Genomic DNA, 25,959 nt, shown 5'->3' on the forward strand with positions numbered 1-25,959 from the left:
TGCCATCTAGCTGTTCAATGATGCCCAATTCTGCCGTATCCTAGCCAGGATTACCATCATCACCGGCCCCTGCCTGGTACCGGGTGAGGAAGCGATGAAAGAAGACACTGGAGAGATATTCACCCTCGATGAGGTGGCGGCCTACCTCAAGGTGGGCAAACGCACGGTCTATCGCCTGGCGGCAGCCAAGAAGATCCCGGCATTCAAGGTGGGGGGTACGTGGCGGTTTCGTCGCCAGGAAATCGACCAGTGGATCACAGAGCAGACCGAGATGGGGAGGCAGGGCCGAGAGGACTAACACGCCTCGCCCGGTCCAGTGTCGAGCGAACAGAAGAAGACGATATGAAAAGCGGAAAAGTGCAAGACCAAAGCCAGATCAAGTGGATCTCCGACTTCATCTGGAACATCGCTGACAACCGCCTGCGCGATGTCTATGTGCGCGGCAAGTACCGTGACGTCATCCTGCCCTTTACCGTGCTTCGGCGTCTTGACGCCGTGCTAGAGGGAACCAAGCAGAAGGTGCTGGAGCGCAAGCGCTTTCTCGACAAGAACAACGTCGCCGAGCAGGACGGAGCCTTGCGGATGGCTGCAGGGCAGGCGTTCTACAACGTCTCCGAGTTCACGCTCGCCACGCTCAAGGCCAGCAGCCAGGGCCAGCGCCTGCGGGAGGACTTCATTGCCTACCTCGATGGCTTCTCACCGAACGTTCAGGAGATCCTCACCAAGTTCAAGTTCCGCGATCAGATCCAGACGCTGGTTGATGCGCATGTTCTTGGCTACCTGATCGAGGACTTTCTCGACCCCGAGATCAACCTGTCGCCGATGCCGGTCAAGGACGCCGACGGTCGGATCAAGCTGCCTGCGCTGGACAACCACGGCATGGGCACCGTGTTCGAGGAGTTGATCCGTCGCTTCAACGAAGAAAACAACGAAGAGGCGGGCGAGCACTTCACGCCGCGTGATGTCGTCAAACTGATGGCCAAGTTGATGTTCTTGCCGGTGGCCGACCAGATCCAGTCCGGCACCTACCTGCTCTACGACGGCGCCTGCGGCACGGGGGGCATGTTGACCGTTGCCGAGGAGACCTTGCGGGAGCTGGCCGAGGAACACGGCAAGGAGGTCTCCATCCACCTGTTCGGCCAGGAGATCAACCCCGAGACCTACGCCATCTGTAAGGCCGACCTGCTGCTCAAGGGCGAAGGCGACGAGGCGGAGCACATCGTCGGCGGTGCCGACAAATCGACCCTATCGGCCGATCAGTTCCGTTCCCGCGAGTTCGACTTCATGATCTCCAACCCGCCCTACGGAAAGAGCTGGAAGACCGATTTCGAGCGCATGGGCGTCAAGCAGGGTTTCAACGACCCGCGCTTCATCGTCAGCCACGGCGGCGATCCGGAGTTCAAGCTCATCACCCGCACGAGCGATGGGCAGCTCATGTTCCTGGTGAACAAGCTGCAAAAGATGAAGCGGCACTCGCCGCTGGGCAGCCGCATCGCCATCGTTCACAACGGCTCGGCCCTGTTCACAGGCGATGCCGGCCAGGGTGAGAGCAACATCCGGCGCTGGATACTGGAAAACGACTGGTTGGAAGCCATCATCGCGCTGCCGCTCAACATCTTCTACAACACCGGCATCGCCACCTACGTCTGGGTGCTCACCAACCGCAAGCCCGAGCACCGCAAGGGCAAGGTGCAGTTGATCGACGCGAGTGGTTGGTTCCAACCGCTGCGGCGTAACCTCGGCAAGAAAAACTGCGAATTGTCCGAGGCCGACATCCAGCGCATCGTCGATCTCTACCTCGGGCCACCGCAGGACACGCCGCAGTGCAAATGGTTCGACACCACCGACTTTGGCTACTGGAAGATCACCGTCGAACGCCCGCTGCGGCTCAAAAGCCAGCTCAAGCGCAGCGCCATTGAGAGCCTGCGCTTCGCCAGCGGCGATGAGGCCCTACGCGCCGAGATCTGGGCCAAGTACGGCGACAGGCTCTACGCCGAGTTCCCCAAGCTCAAGCCCGAGATCGAGGCGTGGCTGAAGGGCGACACCGGGGACGATGAAGACGAGCCCGAGGGCGATGACGACGAGGGCACGCCTGCAAAGAAGGCGGTGCCCGAGAAGCGCCGCAAGAAGCTGCTCGACGCGGCGACCTGGCAACGCGACAAGACCCTGGTAGAGCTGGCGCTGCTTGCGCAGCAGGAGCTGGGCGACGGCGTGTTCGATGACCACAACGAGTTCCGCGCTCGCTTCGAGGCGGCCATGGCTAAGCACGGAAAGAAGCTGACCGCCGCCGAAAAGAAGGCGATCTTCAAGGCCGTGAGCTGGCGTGACGAAGCAGCGCCACCGGTGATTGCCAAGCACACCAAGCTGAAGAAGGACGAGCACTTCGAGCCGGGGCTCGACGGCGTTTACCTCGAGGTGGTGGGCAAAGATCGGTTCTTGGTCCAGTACGAGCCAGACACCGACCTGCGCGATACCGAGCAGGTGCCGCTCAAGGAACCCGGCGGCATCGATGCCTTCTTCCGGCGTGAGGTGCTGCCCCACGCGCCGGACGCCTGGATCGCGCGGGAGGCCACCAAGATCGGCTACGAGATCTCCTTTGCCCGCTACTTCTATCAGCCCGCGCCGCTGCGCTCGCTGGAGGAAATCCGCGCCGACATCCTCGCGCTGGAGCGGCAGACCGAAGGTTTGCTGTACAAGATTTTGGGGGGGTCGTGATGGCGGCGGCGAGCGCGTACCCGCAGTACCGGCCGCTCCGTTCGCGCTGGATACCGCGTGTACCAGAGCACTGGTCGCTTCTCCGCGCCAAGAACTTCTTGCGAGAGGTCGACGATCGCTCGAAAACCGGCGAAGAAACGCTGCTGTCAATGCGTATGCAACGGGGCCTGGTGCCTCACAACGACGTCTCGGCGAAGCGCATCACCCCAGAGAACCTCATCGGCTACAAAAAAGTACAACCTGACGAGCTGGTATTGAACCGGATGCAGGCGGGCAACGCCATGTTCTTCCGTGCCAGCCAGCCAGGCTTGGTCAGCCCCGACTACGCTGTATTCCGCTTGCTCCGAGACGACAACCCCGAATATCTCGGCTACCTGTTCCGTTCGTGGCCCATGCGCGGGTTGTTCCGTTCGGAGTCGAAGGGGCTTGGCACAGGCACGTCAGGCTTCCTGCGTCTTTACTCGGATCGCTTCGCAGCGCTGGAGATTCCGGTGCCGCCGCGCGCCGAGCAAGACCAGATCGTCGCCTACCTGCGCGCGCAGGACGCGCACATCGCCCGCTTCATCAAGGCCAAGCGCGAGCTCATCAAACTGCTGACCGAACAGAAGCTGCGCATCATCGACCACGCCGTCACGCGCGGGCTTGATCCCAACGTCCGCCTCAAACCCACCGGCATCGAATGGCTGGGCGAGGTGCCGGATCATTGGGAAACGATTCACGTCGGCTCAGCGGTAAAGGTCATTAACGGCTACCCGTTTGACTCCAGCCATTTTGACACTGACGTAGGACATCCATTGGTGCGTATCCGCGACCTTACGTCCATGCACACTGAGGTTAGGTACAACGGACCGGAGGTCGTCGAGGCGGTCATCGATACGGGTGATCTATTGGTCGGGATGGACGGAGACTTCAATGCTGCGATGTGGCGTGGCGGACGTGCACTGCTGAATCAGCGAATGTGTTGTTTGCGCCCACGGAAGCAGATTACGACGGAATATCTCGCCCTTGTGATCCCGAAAGCACTGAAGTTCATCAATGACCTCACGTTGTCGACAACTGTCAAGCATCTCTCCTCAAGCGATGTTAAGCGCCTGAGATTCCCTGTCCCCGGCGAGGCCGAGCAATGTCGGATAGTGGAATGGGTTGCGAAAGAGTCCGCGCCGCTGGACGACGCCATCACCCGTGCCGAAGAGGAAATCAGGCTGATCCGCGAGTACCGCGACCGCCTGATTGCCGATGTGGTCACCGGCCAGATCGACGTGCGCGGCTGGCGGCCCGGCCCGGACGATGTGGTGAGCGATGAGGACCTGGCCGCGCTTGGCGACGACGAGACCGACCTGCGTGAGGAAGAGCCTGGCGATGGGGGTGAGTGAGCGGGGTTCAGCGGCGCGCTGGCCTTGGCTGAGAGGCTGGTCAGAGGCTGGCCGGGAGAGAGCTTTACCACTTTGGTAAAGACTGTGCTAAGATGGAGAACCGCGTTGGAAATCCGCTTCCGGGACAAGAAGGTGCGCTTGCTGTGCGAAAGCCGGGATGCTGCCGGGAAAAAGCTGGGCGATGCTTGCGCCCGCAAGCTGCGGGCTCGTTTGGATGACCTGGAGCACGCCGCAAACGTGGCCGAGCTGGTGGCGGGCAACCCCCATCCCCTGACGGGCGACCGAGCCGGAGAGTACGCGGTCAATCTGGCGGGTGGCTGGCGGTTGACCTTTTCGCCCGCCAATGACCCGGTGCCACGCCATGCCGACGGCGGCATCAACTGGCGGGCCGTGACCATTGTTTGTATCGAATTCATTGGGGACTACCATGACTGATCTGGATGCACCGTTCGCGCCGGACTGGGTTTCCCCGCCCGGCGACACCATCGCCGATGTGCTGGAGGAGCGCGGCTGGACGCAAGCCGAGCTTGCCCGGCGGCTTGGGTACACCGAAAAGCATGTGAGCCAGCTCATCAACGGCAAGGCAGCCATCACCGAAGACACGGCCTCGCGGCTGGAGCGCGTCTTGGGCAGCACGGCGGGCTTCTGGTTGCGCAAGGAAGCGACTTATCGCGAGCGACTGGAACGCCAGCAGTTCGCCCAGCGCTGCGCGGGGTGGGTGGACTGGCTGGATAGGCTGCCCATCAAGGAGCTGATGGCGCAAGGTGTTGTCTCCAAAGCGCGGCTGGTGGAGAAGAACAAGCCGGCGCTGGTCGAGGCCTGTTTGCGCTTTTTCGGTGTGGCCTCTCCCGACGAGTGGGAAGGCGTTTACGTGGCCGACTTGAAGGCACAGTACCGCCGCAGCCGCGCCGAGCAAAGCGACCTGGCTGCGATTGCAACCTGGTTGCGCCTGGGTGAAAAGCAGGCTGAGGGCTGGGATGCCCCAAAATTCGACCGCGCGCGTTTCGAAAAGGCCCTGGGGGAGATTCGCCTACTGACGACGCAGCCGCCGGAGGTGTTCGAACCGCAAATGAAGCGGCTGCTGCGCGATGCGGGGGTGACGCTGGCCTTGGTTCCGGCCATACCCCGGGCGCACGTCTCGGGAGTGGCGCGGTGGTTGTCGCCGTCGCGACCGCTGATCCAGCTGTCCCTCTATGGCAAAACCAACGACCGCTTCTGGTTCACGTTTTTCCACGAGGCGGCGCACATCCTTTTGCACGGAACGTCGGCGCAAGACCGCAAGGCCGTGTTTCTTGACGATCCCGACGGGGGCGAGAGCGAGAACGCGCTTGAACATGAAGCCAATCGCTGGGCGGCAGATTTTTTGATCCCACCAGCGGATGCACGAGAGCTGCCGATGCTGAAGACCAGAACATCGGTACTTGCTTTCGCGAAGCGGCTTTCCATCCATCCGGGCATCGTCGTCGGTCGGTTGCAACATGAAGGCCTTATCCAGCCCGCATGGATGAATGATTTGAAGGTCAGTTTCCGCTGGGCAGACCCCAAGGCGGACACGAAGGGGAAGCCCCATGAGCGTGACTGACACCAGCGAGAAAGGCCTTGAAGCCCTGATCGTGCGGCATCTCGCTGGCATCAGCGAGCATCCTCCAGTTTCTTCCGGTTCCGCACAAGAACCGACCGGCATTTATGCCCCCGGCGGCTATGTGTTGGGGCGGGCGTCGGACTACAACCGCGACCTGGCGCTGGACGTGACCCAGTTGCTCGCCTTTCTGCGGGCGACTCAGCCGAAGGTGGTCGAGACGCTGAACCTGGACGCCGAAGGCATTCAGCGCACCCAGTTCCTGCACAGGTTGCAGGGCGAAATTTCCAAGCGCGGCGTGGTGGACGTGCTGCGCAAAGGGGTTAGCCACGGGCCGGTCCACGTGGACCTCTACAAGCTGTTGCCCACCCCAGGCAACGCCGCCGCGGCCGAGGCCTTCGGCAAGAACATTTTCAGCGTCACCCGGCAGGTGCGCTACAGCAACGACGAGTCTCAGCGCGCGCTGGACATGGTGATCTTCATCAACGGCCTGCCGGTGCTCACGTTCGAGCTGAAGAACTCGCTGACCAAACAGACTGTTGCGGACGCTGTGGTGCAGTACCAGACCGACCGTAACCCGGGTGAGCTGCTGTTTCAGCTCGGCCGCTGCATTGCCCACATGGCAGTGGACGATGCCGAGGTGCGCTTCTGCACGCACCTGACTGGCAAGACCTCCTGGTTCCTGCCGTTCAACCAGGGTTGGAACAGCGGCGCCGGCAACCCACCGAATCCTCATGGCCTGAAGACCGACTACCTGTGGAAGCAGGTGCTGGCGAAGGAGTCGCTGGCCAACATCATCGAGAACTTCGCGCAGGTGGTGGAGGAGGAAGAGCAAGACGCCAACGGCCGAAAGCGCAAGACGCGCAAGCAGATCTTCCCCAGGTACCACCAACTGCGCACGGTGCGCGCCTTGCTGCGCCGCAGCCGCGCGGAGGGTGTCGGCAAGCGCTACCTGATCCAGCACTCAGCCGGCAGCGGCAAAAGCAACACGATTGCCTGGCTGGCGCACCAGTTGGTCGAGCTGAAAACGGATGCGGGGCGGGCGCAGTTCGACTCCGTCATCGTCATCACCGATCGGCGCGCGCTGGACACGCAGATTGCCCGCACGATCAAGTCCTACGACCACGTGGCTTCGATCTACGGCCATTCGGAAAGCGCCGAGGAGCTGCGCACCTTCCTGCGCCGCGGCAAGAAAATCATCGTCACCACGGTGCAGAAGTTTCCGTTCATCCTGGACGAGCTGGAGGACCTCGGCGACAAGAAGTTCGCGCTGTTGATCGATGAAGCCCACTCCAGCCAGGGCGGAAAGACGACGGCCAAGATGCATCTGGCGCTGTCCGGACACCATGCTGAGGGCGGCGAGGAGGAAGAGGAAGAATCGGTCGAGGACAAGGTCAACGCCTTGATCGAGTCTCGCAAGATGCTGGCCAATGCCAGCTACTACGCCTTCACGGCCACGCCCAAGACCAAGACCCTGGAGCTGTTCGGCGAGCGCCAAGTGGTTGGCGACACGGTGCAGTTCCGTTCGCCCGAAGAGCTGACGTACACCACCAAGCAGGCGATTCAGGAGGGCTTCATCCTCGACGTGATCGCCAACTACACCCCGGTGTCGAGCTTTTATCACGTCGCCAAGATCGTCGAGCACGACCCGGAGGTGGACAAGGCCAAGGCGCTGAAGAAGATCCGGCGCTACGTGGAGTCCCACGACAAGGCGATCCGTCGCAAGGCGGAGATCATGGTCGATCATTTTGTCGAGCAGGTGATCGGCGCCAAGAAGATCGGCGGCAAAGCGCGCGCCATGATCGTTTGCAACGGCATCGCCCGTGCCATCGACTACTTCCGCGAGGTTTCAGACTACCTCACCGAGATCAAGAGCCCGTACAAGGCCATCGTGGCGTACTCCGGCGAGTTTGAGATCGGCGGGTCAAAGAAGACCGAGGCCGATCTCAACGGATTCCCGAGCAAGGACATTCCGGCCAAGCTCAGGCAAGACCCGTATCGATTCCTGATCGTCGCGAACAAGTTCGTCACGGGCTTTGACGAGCCGCTGTTGCACACGATGTACGTGGACAAGCCGCTGGCGGGCGTCCTGGCCGTGCAGACACTCTCGCGACTGAACCGCGCGCATCCGCAGAAGGCGGACACGTTCGTGCTCGACTTCGCCGACAACGCGGAGGCCGTCAAGGCGGCGTTCCAGGAGTACTACCGCGCCACAATCCAGGAAGGGGAAACCGATCCGAACAAGCTCCACGACCTGAAGAGCGATCTCGATGCACAGCAGGTCTACAGCTGGCAGCAGGTCGAGGATCTCGTCGCGCTGTACCTCGGCGGAGCTGAGCGGGATCAGCTCGACCCCATCCTCGATGCCTGCGTCGCGGAATACGTCGAAAAGCTCGCTGAGGACGACCAAGTGAAGTTCAAGGGCAAGGCGAAAGCCTTCGTCCGCAGCTACGGCTTTCTCGCGGCCATCCTGCCCTATGGGCATCCGGCATGGGAGAAGCTGTCAATCTTCCTCAACTTCTTGATTCCGAAACTGCCTGCGCCCAAGGAGGAGGATCTGTCCAAGGGCGTGCTGGAAGCCATCGACATGGACAGCTACCGCGCTCAGGCCCAGGCTTCGATGCGGATGGCGATGGACGACGCGGACGCATTCGTCGAACCTCCACCGCCGGGAGGTGGTGGAGGTGGCGGCGAGCCAGAGCTGGACAGGCTGTCGAACATCATCAAGCAGTTCAACGACCTGTTCGGCAACATCGAGTGGCATGACGCCGACAAGATTCGCAAGGTCGTCACCGAAGAGATTCCGGCGCGCGTGGCGCAGGACAAGGCGTATCAGAACGCGCAGGCCAATTCGGGCAAGCAGAACGCGAGGATCGAGCACGACAAGGCGCTCAACCGCGTGGTGCTGGAGCTGCTCGACGACCATACAGAGCTGTTCAAGCAGTTCAGCGACAACCCGAATTTCAAGCGCTGGCTGGCGGACATGGTGTTCGATTCGACCTACCGCCCAGGACAGAGGCCGTCGGTTCCGCCTCAATCGGGCGCTCAGGCCTGAACCATACCCGGAGGCGATATGCAGGAAAAGCTCAACCTCAGCAAGGCGCTGCTCAGTTTCCTGAAGGAACGTGCGGGCGAGAAGTTCACCGCACGGCAGATCGCCGAGTGGGTGTTCGCGACCTACCCAGATGAGTGTCAGGCCAAGAAGGCCAGCAGCAAATTCATTACCGACGACGCCGGCCTGGTGCAACAACTGGTGGCAGAGATCAGTTCGCAACGGCCTGCACTACAGAGGCGTTACCCCGAGTTGAAGACCACTGAGGGACGCCCGCGCAAGTACTACTACTCCGAGAAGTCCGACAGCGCCGAGGTGGCAGCGGCTGAGGCAGGACAAGCTGAGGCGCCCGCTGCCGATGCGGCGGCAGGCAAGCTCGGCGAGCACGCGCTGTATCCAATGCTGTCACAGTACCTGTGGGAGGAGTTCCGGGTCTTCTCCAAGCGCATCGACGAGAAGAAGTCGTCGAACAAGCGCGGCCCCAACGGCAACCGCTGGCTCTACCCCGATGTGGTGGGCATGGAGGACCTGGGCGCGGAGTGGCATCAGGAGGTGCGCGACTGCGTCAATCAGTACTCCGACAAGCGAACCCGACTGTGGTCCTTCGAAGCCAAGCTGCTGATCAACCGGTCAAACGCGCGCGAGTGCTTTTTCCAGGCTGTTTCCAACTCATCATGGGCCAACTTCGGCTACCTGGTCGCGGCGGAGATCGAGGGCCAAGACACGCTCAAGGAGCTGCGCATGCTTTTCGCGGCGCACGGCATCGGTCTGATCAAGTTAGACACCGAGAACCCGGTCGACAGCCAGGTGTTGATTCCGGCGCGCGAGCGGGACGAGATCGATTGGGACATGGCCAATCGTCTGGCGACCGAGAACAAGGACTTCCTCGGCTTCGTAAAGCTCGTCAAGCAGTTCTACCAGACCGGCGAGGCGCGCGCGGCGGACTGGGATCTGCCCACGGCGGCTGTCTGACCGCGCTACTCGAGGTGCCCGACCACGTCGAGCCGCTGGTCGCCACGCTGGAGCGCGCCGAACCAGAAGTCACTCGAATCGGCGCGGGCGCGGCTGATGAGCATGGCAAAGCCCTCGCACCCGCGTTGACGAGACGTGGCGAAGTCGGTGGTGTCGAATCGAGCCTCTCTCACCAGCGTGGGCGCGACTGACTTCATGGCGTACTCGAAGAGTTCGAGCAGACTGCTCTGCAGCTTGTCGTCGATGTTCGCTGCGGCGACGTCGTCGATGATGGCTTTCCTGAATCGGGGGTTCATAGAATCGCTCCGGGATCGATGGGGTGACATGAACGCGCTGTTCCGGCGAAAAGCCAAGCGCGTCTGACCTGCCTTGCATCAGGTGTTGCCGAGCAGCCAGGTGACTTCGGCAGCTCGGCGCGCTACCAAGCCCGGGAGTACCTTTCCGCCGCCGTAGATCCATCGGCGCAGTTCCGTTGCTGCTGCGATCCAATCCCGTTGATTGACTCGCCGCCGCAGCGTCGAGGTCTGCAGCCGCCCGGCGCCGAGGTTGAAGGTGAAGTCCACGATGGCCGCGAGCCGCCCTTCCGGCTCGGTCGCCAGCACAGGGCAGTAGCGCAGCGTGGCGGCGAGCGCCACCTTCAGATCCTGGGCGAGGTAGGCCTCGGCCTCTGCTTCGGTGATCGGCGGGTGCTTCGGATCGCAGAGGTGACCATAGCCGATCGTCGGATAGCCGGCCGGACAGATGTACGGATAGGCGCGGTTGGGATCGTGCTTGGGCACGCGGTGGAAGCCCTCAAAGCGCTTGGCCAACTCGATGGCCGCTTGCGGCACGGGGATCACGGCCGCACCCGGTCGAACACGCGGCCGAGGAACCAGAAGTTCAGCACCCCGGCCCACAGGGCCTGGTCGGCCTCGGTCCAGGCCGCCTGGATGGCGGGGATCCAGTCCGCCCCGGCCTCGATGGCACCCACGAAGGCGGCAGTCTTGGCCGCGCAGTACAGCGCCATGAACCAGTAGGTGATCACCGGACGGACGCTGCTGGACAGCGCATCGGCCCACTTCACGCCCGAGGGCCGCCCCTGCGCCGCAACCGCCTCGCGCAAGGCCTCGATGGCTCCGGTGTTCCATGCTGCGTCGGCCCCGGCGCCGATCTCGGCCATGCGCTGGGCGCCGCGCAGCTTCTCGAACTCCAAGGCCTTGTCCTGCATGGCGAGTTCATGGCTGCGCTCGCCCTTGCGGTCGATCCACTTCAGCACTTCGGGCGCCAAGCGGAAGGCCCCGCCGAGGAGGCCGCCAAGCAGGGTCTCGATCATTGCCCGCCCCCGAACATCTTGAGCTTGATGACGGCGCCCGCGACTAGCGCCAGGAGGAAGCCGGTGGTGACGAGCCGGATCACGGTCTGCCAGGCGGTGTGCTTGGCGGCGTTGAAGGCTTCGAGCAGGCCGCGCAGCTCGCGGATATCGTGGGCGGCGTCCTCGCCGTCAAGGCCGACGTCGGCAAGGGCGCGCCTCGCGCCGCGTTCGGCTGCGCGTGCGAGCAGCTCCTCGAACTCGTCGCGCGGCATGACGACCATGCCGTCTTGCAGAGTGGGTGGGCTCATTGCTGGTCTCCAGAAACGAAGAACCCGCCGGGCGGCGGGTTCGGTGGATGCAGTAAAGAGAATGCGATCAGACGGCGATGCCGGGGCTCCAGCCGGTCGCTTTGTAGACGGAGAGCACGCCCTCGTCCTCGACGAAGCAGGTCCAGCCGATCTTGGGGGCGTGGTACTCCCACGCACCGGCGATGCGCACCGCGATCTGGTCGGTGCGACCCGCCCAGGCGCCGGTGGCGGTTGCCGGGACGATGTAGCGATCGCCGTCCACGGGTGTCGCGGGTGGGGTGGCGAGATCGCGGTCCTTGACCGACAGGCCCACCACGGCGCCGAGCCGCTTCAGGTTGGCGTCCATGCCGCCGTTCCAGTTGTGTTCGCCCTGGGCCCAGCCGTAGGCGAGGCCAAGGTTCGGGTCATTCAAGGCCATCAGACACCTCCGTAGTAGTCGCCGTAACGCAGGCCGTAGCCGGTACGGTCGAATTCGATGACGTGTTTCTGCCAGGACACGTGGCCGTCGCGGCTCGCCTCGATCTCCACCTTGACGTGCGCGTTGACGCGCCCGAGGCCGGAGTCGGCGAGCTCCTGCGCCAGCGGCCAGGTGGTACCGTTACCCGTGATGCCGCTCACCGTGCGCGCGAGCTGCCCATTCTCGTTGTAGAAGCGCACGGTTGTGGTCTGGCCCGCCTCCGGCGTGATCGCCCCCTCGGTCTGCAGGACGAGGTAGGCGGTCTGGGACTGGCGGTTGCGCGTGGCCCAGCTTACGTTGATCTCGCCGGCCACCACGGTCGGATAGCGCTTGCCGTTGATCTGGGCGTTGCCGGGGCAGTACGGACGGATGAAGCGCTTGTCGAGTGGCAGGCTCATCTCCGTTGCCGCCGCCTCGGGCAGCGTGCCGCGTGCCGTGCGGGTGAGGAGCTTCACGCGCACCGTCTCGCCGGCGACGTACTCGGGCGTGAGGTAGTGGCGGAAGCCGTCGACGAACCAGATGCGGCTGCCTGCGGGGTGGCTCGCCGGCACCGTATCGAGCATCCCGCGCTCCAAGGTGACGGTCTGGGTCGCGAGGTTGAGCGACACCACCTTGAGCCATTCGCCGTCGATCACCGTGAGTCCTCCGGCAGTCACCTCCTCGAGGTCGATGCCGGAGGTCAGCCCCACACTCACCTGCGCGGCCGACTGCGGCAGCATTGCCGTGAGAACCGCCGTGGGCGTGAAGATGCCGAAGCCCTTCTCGGTGAAACTGCCGCTGACGCGGGCCAGTGCCTTGAAGCCGAAGGCGTCCGACGAGGGGCGCGAACCGCAGGCTGCCACCAGGCCGTCGAGATCGTCGATGTCGCCGAGCAGGCTCTGGGACTCGCCGGTGAAGTCCTTGACCACCGACCAGTACGGCACCTCGAACAGGGTCTGGTGGGGGCACGGCGCCGGCAGGCTGGTCGGCTCCGTCCAGCCCGAGGGGGGCGGCGCCGAGTAGACCGACTGCGGCAGGCCGAAGATGTCCTGCACGCACTCCACCCGCACCGCCCCGTTCGCCAGCTCCCCATAGGTGATGCGCGCGACGCGCATCACCATCTGGTCGATGCCGTAGGGCGGCCAGGAGAGCTTCACCACGTCGCCGATGTTGAGGCCGGATGCCTGGCGGTTGGCGACGAAGGTGCATTTGGCGAGGGGGCTTACGAGTTGCTTCAACTCGCGCATGGCCACCCGGTTGGCCAGCTCCGCTCGGCTGATGCCGGGGTAGTTGACCGTGGTCGCCACCACGCCGCCGTTGAGCTGCACGGCGGCGATGTCCTGCACTGTGACGCTGCCGTCCTTGTCCGTGACGCCGTCGCGGTAGACGACGGTCACCTGGTTGGTGATCTCACCCCAGGAGGGCCGCGTGAAGTCCTCGATGCGCAGGATGTTACTGGGGTCGAAGATCGGTAGACTGGAGATCGTGTAATCGTCGCGCGCGAGCTTGAGGGTGAAGAGCCCGGTGCGCGGATGGACGTAGAGCAGCCCGTCCACGTGCCGGAGCACCGACAGGATGAAGTCCTCGATGGTCTCTTCCTTGTTCCACAGCAGCGACAGCCCGAAGCCCTCGGCATGGAGCGCGTCGGCGGCCGCCGTGAAGCTGGCATCGTCGATGTCGCTCGTCGGGTAACCCATGCCCCACTCGCCGTTGGTGAGGCACTCGCGCACGATGTGGGCCGGGTTGGCGTCGCCGGAGATCTCGGCCTTGGCCGCGTACCACTGCCTCGGCACCCGCTTGGCGCGCACCGACCAGGGCTTGATGTAGGGGTTCATGGCCGCGACCCACACCCGGCGCAGGATCAGCGACACCACGCCGCGGAAGGCCGGGATGTCGGCGCCGAGGCGCTCCTGCAGGTAGGCGTTCCGTCCCTGGGTCGGCCCGCCCATCAGGATGTCCACCGGCCCCTGCACGCCGCCCTCGCGCTCCTCCCCGCCGAAGAGATTGGGGTTGTCGATGGTGATCGTGGTGTTGCCGGTGACGTTGCCCGACCAGGCGACGCGCTCGCCCACCCGGATCTCGGTGATGGCGTCCAGCGGGCCGTGGCACAGGGCGAGGTGGGCGCCGAGGCCGTACCAATAGCCGACCGTGTACTCCTGACTGCCTTTGCCGCCGCCGCTCATCCTGCCTGCTCCTTCTGTGCGCTTCGCGCATCCCTCGCTGCGCTCGGGACCAGCACTTCGTGCTGTCCTGCGGCCCTTTGGGCCTTGTCGGCTACCTCGGCGAGGCGGATCGCCATCGCGTCACCCGTGGCGCGCAGCCAGTCGGCCGGGACCCCTCGCTCCACGAACTCGGCCCAGGTGTGGCTGCGCCCCTCGAACCAGCGACGCATGCCGCGGGCGCAGTAGCCCAGGGCACGGGCATGCTCCAGCCGAGCGATGACCTCGGTCACTTCTTGCCCCCGGAGGACTTGCGGATCGGCCGCACCTGCACGTCGCCGTACCAGACCACGTTGGGCCCGGAGATCACCCGCGTACCGAACAGCACCGGGATGGGGGCGTCCTGGGAGGCGATGGGCACGTCCTTGTCGCCGATCTGGCCGGGCTGGGCGTCCTGCACCTTGGGGCGCGGCGCGAGCAGCGCGGACAGTACCGTGGTGACGACCCAAATGATGATCTGTTGCCACATGGGAAAGCCTCACACGATGGCGTCGCCGGTGAAGGGGTTCTTCACCGGGATGAAGGGGAAGCCGCCGAAGTTGTCCAGGTTGCCGAACCTGTCCTTGCAATGCGCCATCGTGTGGTCGCAGCCGGCATAGAGCTGGACCGCATCGCCCGCCGTGAGGCCGACCATGGGAGCGACCAGGGTGAGGTCGATCCCGGCGTGACCGACGATCATGCGCGCGCCGGCGGTGGTGGCGAGCATGCCGCCCACGAAGTAGCCGTCCGGCCGGCTGGCGGCGACGGCGACCTGGACGGTCACGCCGCTCACTGCCGCTACGGTGCCGTCCACCCGAAAGCTGTCTTTCAATGCGCCGCAGCCGCTGGAGTAGAGCACGTGGCGGCACAGCAGCTGGTAGCGGGCACGCAAGCCCGGCCGCTTCAGGCTCGAGGCGATGGGCTCGCACTTGAGGGTGGCCTCGGCGCCGGACAGCCGCGCGCCGGTGATGCGCCCCTTCCAGTAGGTGATGAACTCGGCGTCGCCGACATGGCGCCGGTAGAGGGTCACGCTCACCACACCCTCGGGCGGGGCGGCGAGAAATAGACTCGCCACGGCCAGGTCGCGCGGCATGCGGATCTCCAGCCCCAGCCGCGCGAGCTCGTTGCTCTGCTCGAGGCCGCCGCGCGAGATCGTCGCCGGCTGATAGGTCTCGGATTGGTAGTCCACCGCCACCTGCCCCGAGGTGTAGAGCCAGCGCTGCGTGCCCTGGGAGAAGCGGTAGAGCTCCTGCGGTTGTCCGCCGTGGGCGGACTGTTCGATGCCCAGATAGCTCATGGTCTTAGCTCATGATCTCAACGTCCGGGTGGAGAGCTGCACGCGCGCCGTGGCGTCCGTCTCCCAATGCAGCTCGACCGCGTCCTGGTCGAGCCGGGCCAACTCCAGGTACGAGACCTGCAGGAATTGCTGGGGTTCGAGGGTCACGCCCAGCGGCGCGTCCAGGGAGAGCAGCTCCTCGTCCTCGGAGATCTCGTTCGCCCCGGTGATACGGCGATGGAAGGTGCCGGCCGTGGTGAGGAGCCGCAGGTCGCGCCGCAAGGGATCGGCGGCGACGAAGCGGGCGTAGCCGACGTTGCGGACGACGAGGCCGGCATCCGTGGCCGCCACCGTGCGGCTGACTTCGAGGTCGGACTCGAAGGTCGGCAACCAGCAGGGATTCGCCCGTCCCGCGCGTGCGGCGAGCCAGCCCCGGAAGGCGGTCGCCTTGCTCCGGTCGGTGAGCAGCCAGGTCAGCGTGCGTCCGATGAGCGGGGAGCCCGACTCGTCGTCGAAGGTCGGCAGTCCCGTCCCGTAGTCGATGATGGAGAGGCGCCGAAGCCACCTGTCCTCAAGGTCGGTGCTCCGGTTGGGCCGCCAGTCGAACACCCGGTAGCCCTGATAGGCCGGGCCATAGTCGGCGACCGCGGGCGCCGTGATGTCCTCGATGCCGAAACGGCAGCGGCCGACGGCGATGGTGTCGGTGGGACGCGTAACGGCCACCTCGCCCTCGAGGCGGGCGAGCCGCGCCGGAAACACCCGCGTGCCGGCCGGCCAGCTCCCGGCCAAGGGGAGCTTGAGGGTCAGCGTGTTGCCGGCGATGGAGAGGATCTCCACCGCCTCGTGCCGCGTGTTGGAGCGCCACAGTACCGCCAGACCGCCCGCGTGGTAGTCGCTGTTGGCGGCATCCTGCACGGTGAGCGCGGTGCTGCCGATGGCGGCCTCGCCCGCAAGGGTGGAGACGTCGGTCCACACCGGCAGGCAGTAGATGCGTGCGCCCCAGGCGAACAGCAGGTGATCCAGCACCTGGGCGTCCCGGCCCTCGATCAGGAATCCATACTCGAAACCGCGTCGCGGCAGCTGCCGCAGGCGCACCCGCTGCTCGGTGCCGTCGTAGGCCTCCAGCACCTCGGTGAGCCATTCCAGCCGCTCGGTGATCCCTTGCGACCAGTCCGGACGCATGCCGAAGACCACCACGCGGCGGCCGGTGACCACCAGCAGCGCGGTGAGCCCGCCGGCAAAGACGAAGCGGTAGGCGGCGTCGATCACCGGCGCCCCGCGCGTGCCCGCTGCGAAGGTGTAGAGGCGCGACTGCAGCGGCCCGAAGGCGAGCGGCGGCGCCGGCTGGCCCGAGAGCAGCAGCCCGTCCGTTCCGGTCTCGTCGATGGCATCGAGCGTCTGCGCGTCGAACCGAGCGTTCCACACCTCCAGCACCCGCTCGACCGGACTCACCAGGTTGCCGAGATCGATGGTCGAAGGGATGACGTGGATGCGGTGATACCAGTCGGCCCCAAAGGTGGGCAGCAGAGCGCCGTTGACGCCGAGCCGCAGCTCGTCGACGGGCTGGGTGTCGAGCCGCGCGCCCGGACGCATGACCGAGCTCGCACTCGGGTCGAACGGAAAGGCGACCGGCACGCGCTCGGAGACCTCCGGCGAGCGCGACCAGGTCGGCGGCTCCTGGCGGGCGGCACCAGGCAGGATGGAACCGGGAAAGGTCGGCATGATCCGCTCAGGGGATGAGTCTCACGGCATAGCCGTGCACGCCGCTCTTGCCGTTCTTGGAGTGGGCCGGGAAGGCCATCCACTGCTCGGCGCCCAACGCGAAGACCTCCGCCGGCGCGTAGTGGGTGATGTTGAGATAGCGCAGGTGCGGCGTGAAGCCGAAGGGCGAGAAGAAGCCGGAAGGCCGCGCCACGAACAGGTAGAACGGCAGCATCGGCGTCACGCCGTTCAAGGTGTTGGGCACGTGACCCCACCAGTAGCGCGCCAGACTGTCGCGCGGCGTGCCCGTGCCCCGTTCCCACAGCGCCTTGGCGCGCTTGCCGGTGAGCGCCCAGTCCTTGCAGACCGAGTGCCAGTCGGTGGCGCCGTCCACCTCGGCGAGGACGAAGTTCGCGCCGCCGTAGTACTTGTAATCGTTGAACGGCAGGCCGAAGTGCCGGTCGTGGTCGTAGCCGAAGACGTAGTCGGTGAAGCCGCTGTACGTATAGGTGTAGGCGTCCGGGCCGAACGCGCCCGACACGAACGCCCCGCCGCCGTAGCTGCCGAACTTCGTGAGATCCCCGAAGGCGAGATGGTGATAGACGCCGGGCGAGACCTCGGCGACGAGCATGATCAGTTCGGGCGTGGCGGCCGAGAGTAGGTGGTAGGTGTTGGCGGTGCCCACCTCGAACAGGCCGCAGGCTTCGGCGCGGTAGCTCGTGGTGTTGCTCACGTAGCTGGCGTTGACGATCGATCCGGGTTGATCCCACCAGGGCTTGCCGGCATCGAATCCCGTCGAGCCGATCAGCCAGATGCCGGTGATGGTGTTGTAGCGTGTGGAGAGGCGCTCATTCACCGCGGAGCGCAGATGGACGTAGAGCCCGCCCTTGGCGAGCGACAGGGTCTGCCCGGTGCCGTCGGGGGCCCAGCGCAGCTGGGTCCAGCCGTTGGCCACCGCGAACACGCGCAGGGCGTCGAGCAGCTGATCGGGGTTGGCGGAGGTACCAGTCTGGTAGGCCATGGTCGGTCACGAAAGGCGCAGCGCCCAGTAGTCGCGCACGCTGGTGCGATACACGTTCTGCACCACGAGGTGGTCCACGCCGCCCACCGTGATCAGGTTCTCGGCGGCGTTGTTGAACCCGGAGACGTGATAGACGCCTTCCAGCTCGCCGAAGAGGTCGTGATCGGTGCCGGAGTTGTATTGCGTGAGCACGATGGGCGAGAGCACGTAGGTGCCGTCCGGCGCCTCGCGCAGGTTGCCGAGGTAGGTGTAGTTCGTCGGCCAGACCGGGCGCGGCCCGTCGTAGCGATACTCGGACGACGAGTAGGCGACGTTCTGGAACGGCAGCCAAGCGCCCGAGGGGCCGCGCAGCATGCAGGCGGTGTTGGCGTTGTTCTGTCCATCCTCGCCCGGGTCGACGAAATGGCGGTGGTTGGGCGAGGTCACGCTGTAGTTGCGGCCCCGCTGGCCGGTCATCGAGCCGCCGACGAGCAGCGGGTACGGATACTGACCCGGCGTCGCGTAGGGCAGGACGAAGCCCAGGTGCGCCGCCTGGTAGACGGTCGAGATCTTCGCCACCACCACGGCACGTCGGCCGTTGGCCACGAACCAGTACGGGATCGCTGTGTTCCAGAGCGACATCATCGGCAGCCAGCCGCTGATCGCGCCCGGTTGCGTATAGAAGTCGTTGGCCGGGTTGAAGCCGATGAAGCCGTTCAGGTCCCACATGTAGTAGCCGGCCGTGGCGTTCTCGTAGGCCCGGATGCCGCAGTAGATCTCCTCGGCACCGGCCAGGCCGGGCGCCTTGAGGATGAGCTCTTTCGTAGCGGCGTCCGTCGTCCAGTGCAGCGCCTGCCACTGCTGGCCCGCGGCGACCAGATTCGGGTGAGTGGTGAGGAAGGCATGGAAGCGGTCCAGCAGATCGCGGTAATCGCTGGCCGTGCCGATTTCGAACGCCATTTACGCAAGCACCTGTCTGACGGCTCCCGCATTGCGTTGCAGGATGTTGAGGATGGTCTTCTCGCCCGCGGACGAGTTGAGGTAGTCGGCGGCCATCGCCGGGTCGATCACGTTGACGATGCGCACCGCCTGGCCCTGCGGTTGCGGGGGCGGCATCTCGGGCACCAGCCCGCCGGCGGCGAAGGTGAGCCGGGGCCCCTGGATGCGCGGTCCGCCTTCGATGCCGTTGATCGCCTCCAGGAACGCCACGCCCACGCGCTTCACGGCGGCGGCATTGACTACGTACTCGCCGGCGGAGAGTCGTGCCGGGATCGAGTCGCTGGTGGAGGTGCCCGGGCCGGTGACGTAGCCGCCGCCGGCGAAGCCCTGGAACAACGACGAGACCAGCGATCCCAGGCTGAACCCGCCCGCGCCGCCGCCCCCGAACAGGCTGCCGAACAGCGCCTCGGCGAGCTTCTGCGAGGCGATGCGGTTGATGGCGGCGAGTACCGAGCGGGCGAAGTCGGCGAAGGCGTCCTTGGCCGACTTGGCGCCGCTGCCGATGGCCTCGAACATCTGCGCGAAGCCGTCCTGCACCGCCCCGTCGATGGCGACCGCCACGTCGTCCACCACGAGCTTCACCTGCGCGATCTCGTTCTTCCAGGTCTGTACCCGGGCGACGGCCTCCGGGCCAATGGCCGCGGCGGCGGCCTCCAACTGCGGCAGGAGCGCATCGAGCGATTCGCCCGTCTGGCGATGCAGCGCAAGGATTTGGCTTCGTGCCTGGGATTCGGTGAGTAGCCCCGACTGGCGCTGCAGGTTGATCGACTCCTCGGATGCACGCATCCGGGCGAGCGCGTCGTTGAACTGGCGCTCGTAGTCGGCGAGATCGGCGGCCGCCGACTTGACGTCGATGAGGCGCCCGACCGTGGCCACGCCTTCGGTGTCGCCCTCGGCACGCAGCCGCTCGATCAGCGTCTGGTACTGCCGCTCGATCGCCGCGCGTCGATCCTGGCTGGTCGCCGCCCCGGTGAGGTCGAGCAGTTCGTCGCGCACCTTGGCAAGCTCCTCGCGCAGCTCGCGCTCGGCCTGGGTGGCCTTGCGGGCATTGGCGACCTCGACGTCCGCGCGCTTGTTGTTGAGGACGGTGAGCTCCGCTTCGAGCTTGGCGACCTCGGCTTTCGCCTTGAGGCGTACCGGTTCGTCCTTGCCGGTCCTCTGCAGGCGCTGCTGCTCCGCGAGCGAGACCTGCACGCGCCGGATCTCCGCATCGATCTCCTGCTGCTCGATCCGGGTCTTGGCCGCGTAGTAGTCCTTGAGCGAGATCAGCCGGTCTTCGAGGGAGGCATCCAATGCCCGCGCCTGACGGTCCAACGCGTCCTTGAGGAGCTTGAATTCGGCCTCGGCCTGGGCCTGCACGAGGGCGAGCTTCGCTGCTTCGCCTCCCTTGTCGGGGGCGGACAAGGCCTGCGGCTGCGGACGGCCGAAGACGCCCGGCTGGGTTTGCTCGGGGCGGATGCGCCGGGCGATGGCTTGCGCGGCCTCCCCGACGTAGTCGCGCGTGACGGCGTCGCGCACGGCTCCAGCCAACTCCTTCCCGAAATCCCGCACCTCGCCGAGCTGGCGGCCGAGTGCTGCGCGCAGCGCCTGCATCGAAAAGTCGCCGCTGAAGGCCGCTGCCACGTCCTGGCCCAAGGCCTTCGCCAGCTCTCCGATGTCGGAGAAGGCGCTACGAAAGCGCTCGACCAGGAAGGCGGCCGTGATGCCGACGACGCTGCCGATGGCGTTGAACGCGCCGATGACGACGTTCACCATCGCGCGGACGGCCGTGCCGATGGCGTTCAGCGCGCCGACCATCGCCGCGCGCACGCGGACCCAGGAGAGATCGTTGGTACCGACCAGCCTTCCTAAGGCTCTGACGACTTCGCCGACCTTCTCGACGACCAGGTCCCAGGCGGCGGCGACGATCTGCTTGATCGAGGCGGTCCTGCCGCCGAACTCGACCACGGCGTCGCGCGCCGAATAGAGTGCGCCCGCGAGCAGCCCCGCGGCGGTCACGATGACGCCGATGGGCCCGCCCAGGAGCGCGAGCACCCCGCGCAACAGACCCGCGGCGCGACCGAGCAGGGACGTGGACGCTACTGCCTGAGCCACGGCACCGGAAGCAGCGGTGGCTTGCAGCCGGGCCTTGGCCGCATCCGCGACCAGCGCGCCGGTGGCAAGCCCTTGCGCACGTGCCTGAGCCAAGGCGGCATCGGCGAGCCGCACCCGGGCGAGCGCCTCGGCTTCCAGCGTGCGCAGGTTGGCCAGGCGCGCGGCCGCTTCCGCCCGGGCGGCAGCAACACTGGTCGCGAAGGCGCCGGCCATCCGCCCGAACGCGGCAACCAGCACGACACCGGCCAAGTCGATCAGCAGCTCGAGATGCCCGGCGACGAGCTGGATGGCCTGCGCCAGTCCCGCCGTCAGACCCGAGCTCGCGTCGCGTTCGCCGAAGGCTCGCTGGAAGGCGTTCCTGAGGCGGGTGAGCGCACCCGACACCGTATCGGGGAGGCTCGCGTACTCCTCGGCGAGGCGCGTCCGCTCCTTGAGCAAGGCGTCGAGCACGGCCTTCGAGGTGATCTTGCCTTCCTGCGCCAGGGCCCGCAGTGAGCCGAGCGGCACGCCCATGCCGTCGGCGATGGCCTGCGCCAGGCGCGGCGTCTGCTCGATGACGGAATTGAACTCCTCACCGCGCAGCTGGCCCGAGGCGAAGGCCTGCCCCAGCTGCAGCAGGGCACCGGCCGCCGCGTCGCTGGATGCGCCGGAGAGCGACACGGCCTGCCCGATGGCGTCGGTAGCCGCCAGCACGTCCGCCTGCGAACGCCCCAACGCCTGCACCGAGGGTGCGAGCCGCGCATAGAGAGTGATGGTCTCTGCCAGGGGCGCGCGGTTTTTCTGGGCGATCTCGAAGAGGGCCGCGTCGGCGCGGTTGAACTCCTCTTGCGAGGTGACCGCGAGCTTGAGGCGCGCCTGCAGGTTCTTGTACTGGTCGGCGACCTCGACCAGTTCGCGCACCCCCAGCCCGATGCCGATCGCACCGCCGATGCGGGAGAGCACCTGGCCGACCTGGGCGGCTTCGCCGCGCAGGCGGGCGAGATTTCCCTGTACGGACTGGAAGGCCCGTCGCGTCTCATCGACGGCGGTGATGAGGATCTGGGCACGGTTACCGGCCACGTTCAAACCTTCGACATTGCTTTACGGATGGCCGCCGTCAGGCGGGGAAGATCGCCTCGCACCGAGCGGGCGAGGTCGAACCGTTTTCTCAAGCTCACGCGTCGCACGAGCACGGCGATGGGAATCTCCTGGCCGCGCCGCACGCGCCTGGCGCCGGTGCGCTCCCGCTCGGCACGACGAAAGCGCGCGAGCGGCCGGGCGTTCTCGGCGATGTTCTCGGCCATCAGGATCTGCCGGCCGTTCTTCTCGATGAAGAAGGCATTGCCGGAGCGCATCAGGGCATCGATCACCCGAGCGAACGCCTTGCGCCCGATGCGCCGGTGCTGCGGCAGCAGCGGGACGAGCATCCGCCCCCGGATCGTTCCGCCCTGTTCGTGGATACCCAGCCAGGGCACTTTCGAGCCGATGTAGAGGGCCGGGAATTCCTTGGCCTTGCGGTCGAACACCTTGGCGTGCATCGAGCGGAGGAACTTCGGCTTCACGACCTTGAAACCGGCGCGCATTTCGCCCCGCGCCCGCTCGGCCATCACCTTGCCGGTGTCGCGCATCGCGCGGGCCACGGCGGTGTGGATCGCCTTGCGGGTGTCGCCCTGCCAGGCGCTGAAGCGCCGCCGATCCAGCAAGCCCTCAGCGACCAGATCGATCTTCATCACGCATGCCCCGATGGAGTTCGGTCTGGAGTTCACGGATGCCGTCGCGACTGCCCTGGGCGGCAGCGGTCATGACGGCAAGCCGGGTGGCGAGCCGTTCGTGTTCGAGGCGGCGATCGGCGGCGAGGAAGGCGTTCAGCTGGCCCAACGTGTAGCCGAGGATGTCCGGGTAGCGGTGACCGCCCCGTATCAGGCGGGCGATGGCGTCAGCCCAGCCAGACGGCCGTTCAGACGCTGCGCCAGATCGCCGACTTTCGGCGCGATCCGGCGCACGAAAAAATCCGCGTTCACCTCGAACACGGTCGCCGCCAGGGTGATGGCATCGTCGAGAGCCAGCGCGTCCACCCACTCGCGCGGTTGGCGGCTGGCGATCGCCAACCCGGTGAGCAAGGCATCGCCGTGGTCCGAGAGCAAGGCGAGCCAGTCCGGCTCGCCCGCCAGTCGTTGCGCGAAGGGCTGCACGGCCTTGAGCATCGCCGGCAGCTCGCCGAGCACCAGCGGGCTGATCGCGAGGCGTTGGCCGGCCAGATCCACAACTTGAGGCTGCGGCACGAGAACATCCAGATCGGAAGCACTCATCGTCATCCCCCTCACAGCAGCACGACGCGGCCGAACTGGCCGAGGTCGCCGGCGGCGGGCTTGAGCGTGTCGGCCAGCACCTGGCCCGAAAGCTCGAACTTCAGCAGCTCGTCGGTGATGACCGAGAGCTCCTTGGCCGGGTTGATGGCCACGCGGTAGAGATCGATCACCACCTCGCGGTTGCCGTCGGCGGTATTGAGTCCCTCGAAGCGCACCCAGCGCTCGGGCAGCGGCTGGGTGAACATGGCGGTGACCGATGCCGTGCCGTAGGCGTAGTCGACCTTGAAGGGCTCGACGTAGGGTCCGCCGGTGGTGGCGTCGAGGATCACCAGCGAGCCGTGCTTGGCGTTCACCGAGTACTGCGCGGCCGGCAGAATCTTGGGGGTGGCGCTGGAGTCCTTTACCACCACCGACGAGACGTCCTGCTTGGCGAGCAGGTAGAGGCTGCCGGGAGTGACCGGGTTCGGCAGCGCCTCGGCGGTGACCGTGCCCGGGGTCTGGGCGGTGGTGGCGCCGTAGAGGGCGAGCGCCAGGTTGGTCGTGATGAGCTCCTCCAGCGTGCAGGCGAACTCGCCCTTCTTGGTCTTGATGAGCTGCAGGTCGGTGAGGCGCTGGCCGCTCACCGACTCCTGGTGCTCCAGGGTCTCCACCGAGAGGGAGACCTTGAGTTCGGGCACGTTGCCCACGTAGGCCAGGCCCTGCGGGTTGCCGAGTGCGTCGCGGGCGCCGATGTAGACGCGCCCCTGTCCGGAAAAGTAAGGCATGGTCAGTCTCCTTTACGGGTCTTGATCGGGGTCTGGGGTTGAGGGTCGGCCGGCCGCGCGGCTCCGCGCTCGATCAGCCCCCGCGCGGTCCCGCGCTCGATCAACCATTGCGCCGCTGCCTCGTCGAGATCGAGGATCTCGCCGGGGGCGTGGAGTCGGCCGGCGTGGGTGTGCGGTTCGATGAGTTCGATGTGCATGGTGACTATCCTTTTTGGGTGAGGTCGGAGGCCAGGGTGCGGTAGCGGATCTCGTAACGCGCGGGCACGGCCAGGGCTTGGCTGTCTGCGTCCTCCGCGTCCCACTCGCAGTCGATCTCGCGCACGCCCAGGGCCAGCCCGCCGAGGCTCGGCTCGGCCATGAGCGCGCCGTGCGCCGCGACGATGAGCGCGTCGGCCACGTCGAAGGCGTCGTCTTCGCGCGCGAGCGCGACCAGCCTCAGCGTCAGGGCGCGCTCACACCGGTCGTTCGCAAGCGCTGCGACCTGATCGCCTTCGATGAACAGCAGGAGCGCGGGGCTCGCCTCGCGCGGGAGCGGCACGGTGGGCTGGCGATGCAGCGGCGTCGGTGCGATCGCGGGACCGATACGCGCCACGATCGCCCGGACCAGGCGCTCGCGGACGGAGGACGTCATAGCCGGGTCAGCTTGGCCTGCATCTCGGAGCCGTCGCGCAGCTGGCGGACCTCGCGCACCCGATATGGGCTTCCCGCGATCTCCACCGTGTCGCCGGCGGCGAGGGTGAGCCAGGCGCTCGGGTACTCGAGGTGGTAGTCGCGGTTCAGTGCGAGCCCGTCGAGCGCCAGCTCATCCGGGGCGCTGAAGACGCACTGCACCGTGAGCGAACCCACCATGACGTCGGTGAGCAGCCCGGCGCGGCCGGCGGCCTCGTAAAGATCCGTCACCTGCGTCATCACGCTGCCGTCAGCTTCACCAGCACACCGGGCCGGTGGCACATGGGCAGCGGGTTGCTCTGGGTGTGCAGGTCGGTGCCGCGGTCGAACTTGCGCGGCTCCTGCTTGGCGTAGAGCGGCAGGCCCAGGGTGTTGACCGTCTCGTTGAAGTCGGCGGGCGCGACGTAGGTGGCGAAGGTGTCGACGGTGCCGAGCGGGAAGCAGTGGGCCTCGCCCGCCGCGATGAAGCGCCGGGTGGTGCCGGAGGCGTCGCTCGCCTGGCCGCGGTACTCCTCGAAGGTGATGCCGCCGAAGGTGAAGCCGCGGCGCATGTCGTTGATGAGCACCGCGCCCTGCTGCCAGTTCTTGTAGGCCTCCTCGACCTTGGCGTGGCCGGTCAGCGCGTCGAAAAACTCGGGCGAGCACAGGCAGTGCACGCCGGTCGAGAACTCGCCCGAGAGGTTGTCCTCGATGTGGCGCAGCACCTCGGCGCACTTGCCCTTGACGTTGGTGTTGGCGTTGCCGAGGGCGAAGTTCACGGTCTTGGGCGTGATGCCGAACTCGGTGTAGAGATTGACCAGCGGCGTGGCATCGGCGTCGAGGATCTCGCCCTTCAGCGCCCCCATGCGCAGGTGCTCCAGGGTGATGGCGTGCTTGTTGCGCATGGTCTCCAGGTGGCGGGCGAGCACGCCGGCCACGCTTTCGGTCTCGGTCTCCTGCCCGAAGCTGCGGATGCCCTGGACCTCCTCGGGCAGCACCACGTCGTCGTGCGGGATGTGGGGCACGACGAAGGCGCGCATCGCCCGCTTGCCGCGCTTGCCCACGGTGCCGGGCGAGCCGGGCGGCAGGGTCGGCAGCAGGTTCAGCACGCCGTGCATCTCCTCCACCACGACCTGGCGGGTACGCACCGGCTTCATGGGGAACAGGTCCAGAGTCTCCAGCCGCCCGTAGCGGTTGGGGATCAGGTTGATGGCGGCGGTGAGGCTCGCCATCGAGAAGGCGGGATTGGAAAAGGGATTCTGCAT

The 25,959-nt window shown here is 66.1% G+C and carries 28 protein-coding genes; 7 read left to right on the forward strand and 21 right to left on the reverse strand.

The genetic code is table 11. The annotated features are described in order from the left end of the window. Positions 1-94: 94 nt before the first annotated feature. The 7 genes from mads1 (at position 95) to EP379_RS14645 (ending at position 9,691) form a co-directional block, all read left to right on the forward strand. Positions 95-298 carry a methylation-associated defense system helix-turn-helix domain-containing protein MAD1 gene (mads1, locus tag EP379_RS14615; RefSeq protein ID WP_127478501.1) on the forward strand — a complete coding sequence of 68 codons (204 nt, stop codon included), beginning with the start codon at positions 95-97 and terminating at the stop codon, positions 296-298. Positions 299-342: 44 nt separating this feature from the next. Beyond that, positions 343-2,715, forward strand: a complete 2,373-nt coding sequence (locus tag EP379_RS14620; protein WP_127478502.1) for a type I restriction-modification system subunit M — start codon at positions 343-345, stop codon at positions 2,713-2,715. Beyond that, positions 2,715-4,088, forward strand: a complete 1,374-nt coding sequence (locus EP379_RS14625) for a restriction endonuclease subunit S (protein WP_127478503.1) — start codon at positions 2,715-2,717, stop codon at positions 4,086-4,088. Before EP379_RS14620 ends, EP379_RS14625 begins: the two co-directional genes overlap by 1 nt. Before the next feature lie 105 nt (positions 4,089-4,193). Further along, entirely contained in the window at positions 4,194-4,523 is a 330-nt protein-coding gene (locus EP379_RS14630) for a type II toxin-antitoxin system RelE/ParE family toxin (protein WP_127478504.1), read from the forward strand. Continuing rightward, positions 4,516-5,670, forward strand: coding sequence for a HigA family addiction module antitoxin (locus EP379_RS14635; protein WP_127478505.1), 1,155 nt, complete (start codon positions 4,516-4,518; stop codon positions 5,668-5,670). The genes EP379_RS14630 and EP379_RS14635 overlap by 8 nt, the downstream gene beginning before the upstream one ends. Beyond that, positions 5,657-8,722, forward strand: a complete 3,066-nt coding sequence (locus tag EP379_RS14640) for a type I restriction endonuclease subunit R (RefSeq protein WP_127478506.1) — start codon at positions 5,657-5,659, stop codon at positions 8,720-8,722. Before EP379_RS14635 ends, EP379_RS14640 begins: the two co-directional genes overlap by 14 nt. A gap of 18 nt (positions 8,723-8,740) precedes the next feature. Continuing rightward, positions 8,741-9,691 carry a COG2958 family protein gene (locus tag EP379_RS14645; RefSeq protein ID WP_062537445.1) on the forward strand — a complete coding sequence of 317 codons (951 nt, stop codon included), beginning with the start codon at positions 8,741-8,743 and terminating at the stop codon, positions 9,689-9,691. Positions 9,692-9,696: 5 nt separating this feature from the next. On the opposite strand, the gene EP379_RS14650 is transcribed toward EP379_RS14645, so the two are convergent. The 21 genes from EP379_RS14650 to EP379_RS14750 all read right to left on the reverse strand — a co-directional run bounded on the left by EP379_RS14650 (position 9,697) and on the right by EP379_RS14750 (position 25,959). Then, a complete protein-coding gene (locus EP379_RS14650; protein ID WP_127478507.1) occupies positions 9,697-9,987 on the reverse strand; it encodes a hypothetical protein in 291 nt (96 codons plus the stop codon). A 78-nt stretch (positions 9,988-10,065) separates the two neighbouring features. Then, the gene (locus EP379_RS14655; RefSeq protein WP_127478508.1) at positions 10,066-10,530 is read right to left on the reverse strand and encodes a lysozyme; all 465 of its coding nucleotides are present in this window, start codon (positions 10,528-10,530) and stop codon (positions 10,066-10,068) included. Next, positions 10,527-11,003: a hypothetical protein gene (locus EP379_RS14660; protein ID WP_062537448.1), complete on the reverse strand. Its 477-nt coding sequence runs from the start codon at positions 11,001-11,003 to the stop codon at positions 10,527-10,529. The genes EP379_RS14655 and EP379_RS14660 overlap by 4 nt, the downstream gene beginning before the upstream one ends. Next, positions 11,000-11,290, reverse strand: coding sequence for a DUF6127 family protein (locus tag EP379_RS14665; RefSeq protein ID WP_127478509.1), 291 nt, complete (start codon positions 11,288-11,290; stop codon positions 11,000-11,002). Before EP379_RS14665 ends, EP379_RS14660 begins: the two co-directional genes overlap by 4 nt. Positions 11,291-11,357: 67 nt before the next feature. Then, positions 11,358-11,708, reverse strand: a complete 351-nt coding sequence (locus tag EP379_RS14670; RefSeq protein ID WP_024892232.1) for a DUF2793 domain-containing protein — start codon at positions 11,706-11,708, stop codon at positions 11,358-11,360. Further along, positions 11,708-13,909, reverse strand: a complete 2,202-nt coding sequence (locus tag EP379_RS14675; RefSeq protein WP_127478510.1) for a phage tail protein — start codon at positions 13,907-13,909, stop codon at positions 11,708-11,710. Before EP379_RS14675 ends, EP379_RS14670 begins: the two co-directional genes overlap by 1 nt. Next, positions 13,906-14,178, reverse strand: coding sequence for a hypothetical protein (locus EP379_RS14680; protein ID WP_197722809.1), 273 nt, complete (start codon positions 14,176-14,178; stop codon positions 13,906-13,908). The genes EP379_RS14675 and EP379_RS14680 overlap by 4 nt, the downstream gene beginning before the upstream one ends. Beyond that, on the reverse strand, positions 14,175-14,414 hold the full coding sequence (locus EP379_RS14685) for a hypothetical protein (protein ID WP_017365809.1): 240 nt from the start codon (positions 14,412-14,414) through the stop codon (positions 14,175-14,177). The genes EP379_RS14680 and EP379_RS14685 overlap by 4 nt, the downstream gene beginning before the upstream one ends. A gap of 9 nt (positions 14,415-14,423) precedes the next feature. Next, complete coding sequence (locus EP379_RS14690) at positions 14,424-15,221, reverse strand: phage BR0599 family protein (protein WP_127478511.1); 798 nt, start codon at positions 15,219-15,221, stop codon at positions 14,424-14,426. Positions 15,222-15,230: 9 nt separating this feature from the next. Further along, the gene (locus EP379_RS14695) at positions 15,231-16,922 is read right to left on the reverse strand and encodes a hypothetical protein (RefSeq protein WP_127478512.1); all 1,692 of its coding nucleotides are present in this window, start codon (positions 16,920-16,922) and stop codon (positions 15,231-15,233) included. A gap of 7 nt (positions 16,923-16,929) precedes the next feature. Further along, a complete protein-coding gene (locus tag EP379_RS14700) occupies positions 16,930-17,922 on the reverse strand; it encodes a hypothetical protein (RefSeq protein WP_127478513.1) in 993 nt (330 codons plus the stop codon). A gap of 6 nt (positions 17,923-17,928) precedes the next feature. After that, positions 17,929-18,861, reverse strand: coding sequence for a hypothetical protein (locus EP379_RS14705; protein ID WP_102042202.1), 933 nt, complete (start codon positions 18,859-18,861; stop codon positions 17,929-17,931). Next, the gene (locus EP379_RS14710) at positions 18,862-22,053 is read right to left on the reverse strand and encodes a tape measure protein (RefSeq protein WP_172600508.1); all 3,192 of its coding nucleotides are present in this window, start codon (positions 22,051-22,053) and stop codon (positions 18,862-18,864) included. A gap of 2 nt (positions 22,054-22,055) precedes the next feature. Further along, positions 22,056-22,703, reverse strand: a complete 648-nt coding sequence (locus tag EP379_RS14715; RefSeq protein WP_127478515.1) for a DUF6441 family protein — start codon at positions 22,701-22,703, stop codon at positions 22,056-22,058. Then, positions 22,681-22,851, reverse strand: a complete 171-nt coding sequence (locus EP379_RS14720) for a hypothetical protein (protein WP_197722810.1) — start codon at positions 22,849-22,851, stop codon at positions 22,681-22,683. The genes EP379_RS14715 and EP379_RS14720 overlap by 23 nt, the downstream gene beginning before the upstream one ends. A gap of 41 nt (positions 22,852-22,892) precedes the next feature. Continuing rightward, the gene (locus tag EP379_RS14725; protein WP_024892222.1) at positions 22,893-23,282 is read right to left on the reverse strand and encodes a DUF6631 family protein; all 390 of its coding nucleotides are present in this window, start codon (positions 23,280-23,282) and stop codon (positions 22,893-22,895) included. Between the two features lie 11 nt (positions 23,283-23,293). Then, positions 23,294-24,046, reverse strand: coding sequence for a phage tail tube protein (locus EP379_RS14730; protein ID WP_024892221.1), 753 nt, complete (start codon positions 24,044-24,046; stop codon positions 23,294-23,296). A 2-nt stretch (positions 24,047-24,048) separates the two neighbouring features. Then, positions 24,049-24,243 (reverse strand): DUF7210 family protein, encoded by a 195-nt coding sequence (locus EP379_RS14735; protein WP_127478516.1) that lies wholly within the window; start codon positions 24,241-24,243, stop codon positions 24,049-24,051. A 5-nt stretch (positions 24,244-24,248) separates the two neighbouring features. Then, a complete protein-coding gene (locus EP379_RS14740) occupies positions 24,249-24,677 on the reverse strand; it encodes a hypothetical protein (RefSeq protein ID WP_102042198.1) in 429 nt (142 codons plus the stop codon). Further along, positions 24,674-24,955, reverse strand: coding sequence for a head-tail joining protein (locus EP379_RS14745; protein WP_037411660.1), 282 nt, complete (start codon positions 24,953-24,955; stop codon positions 24,674-24,676). The genes EP379_RS14740 and EP379_RS14745 overlap by 4 nt, the downstream gene beginning before the upstream one ends. Continuing rightward, a complete protein-coding gene (locus EP379_RS14750; RefSeq protein ID WP_102042197.1) occupies positions 24,955-25,959 on the reverse strand; it encodes a major capsid protein in 1,005 nt (334 codons plus the stop codon). The genes EP379_RS14745 and EP379_RS14750 overlap by 1 nt, the downstream gene beginning before the upstream one ends.

Source organism: Sulfurivermis fontis, from assembly GCF_004001245.1.
GTDB classification, from domain to species: Bacteria; Pseudomonadota; Gammaproteobacteria; order Thiohalomonadales; family Thiohalomonadaceae; genus Sulfurivermis; species Sulfurivermis fontis.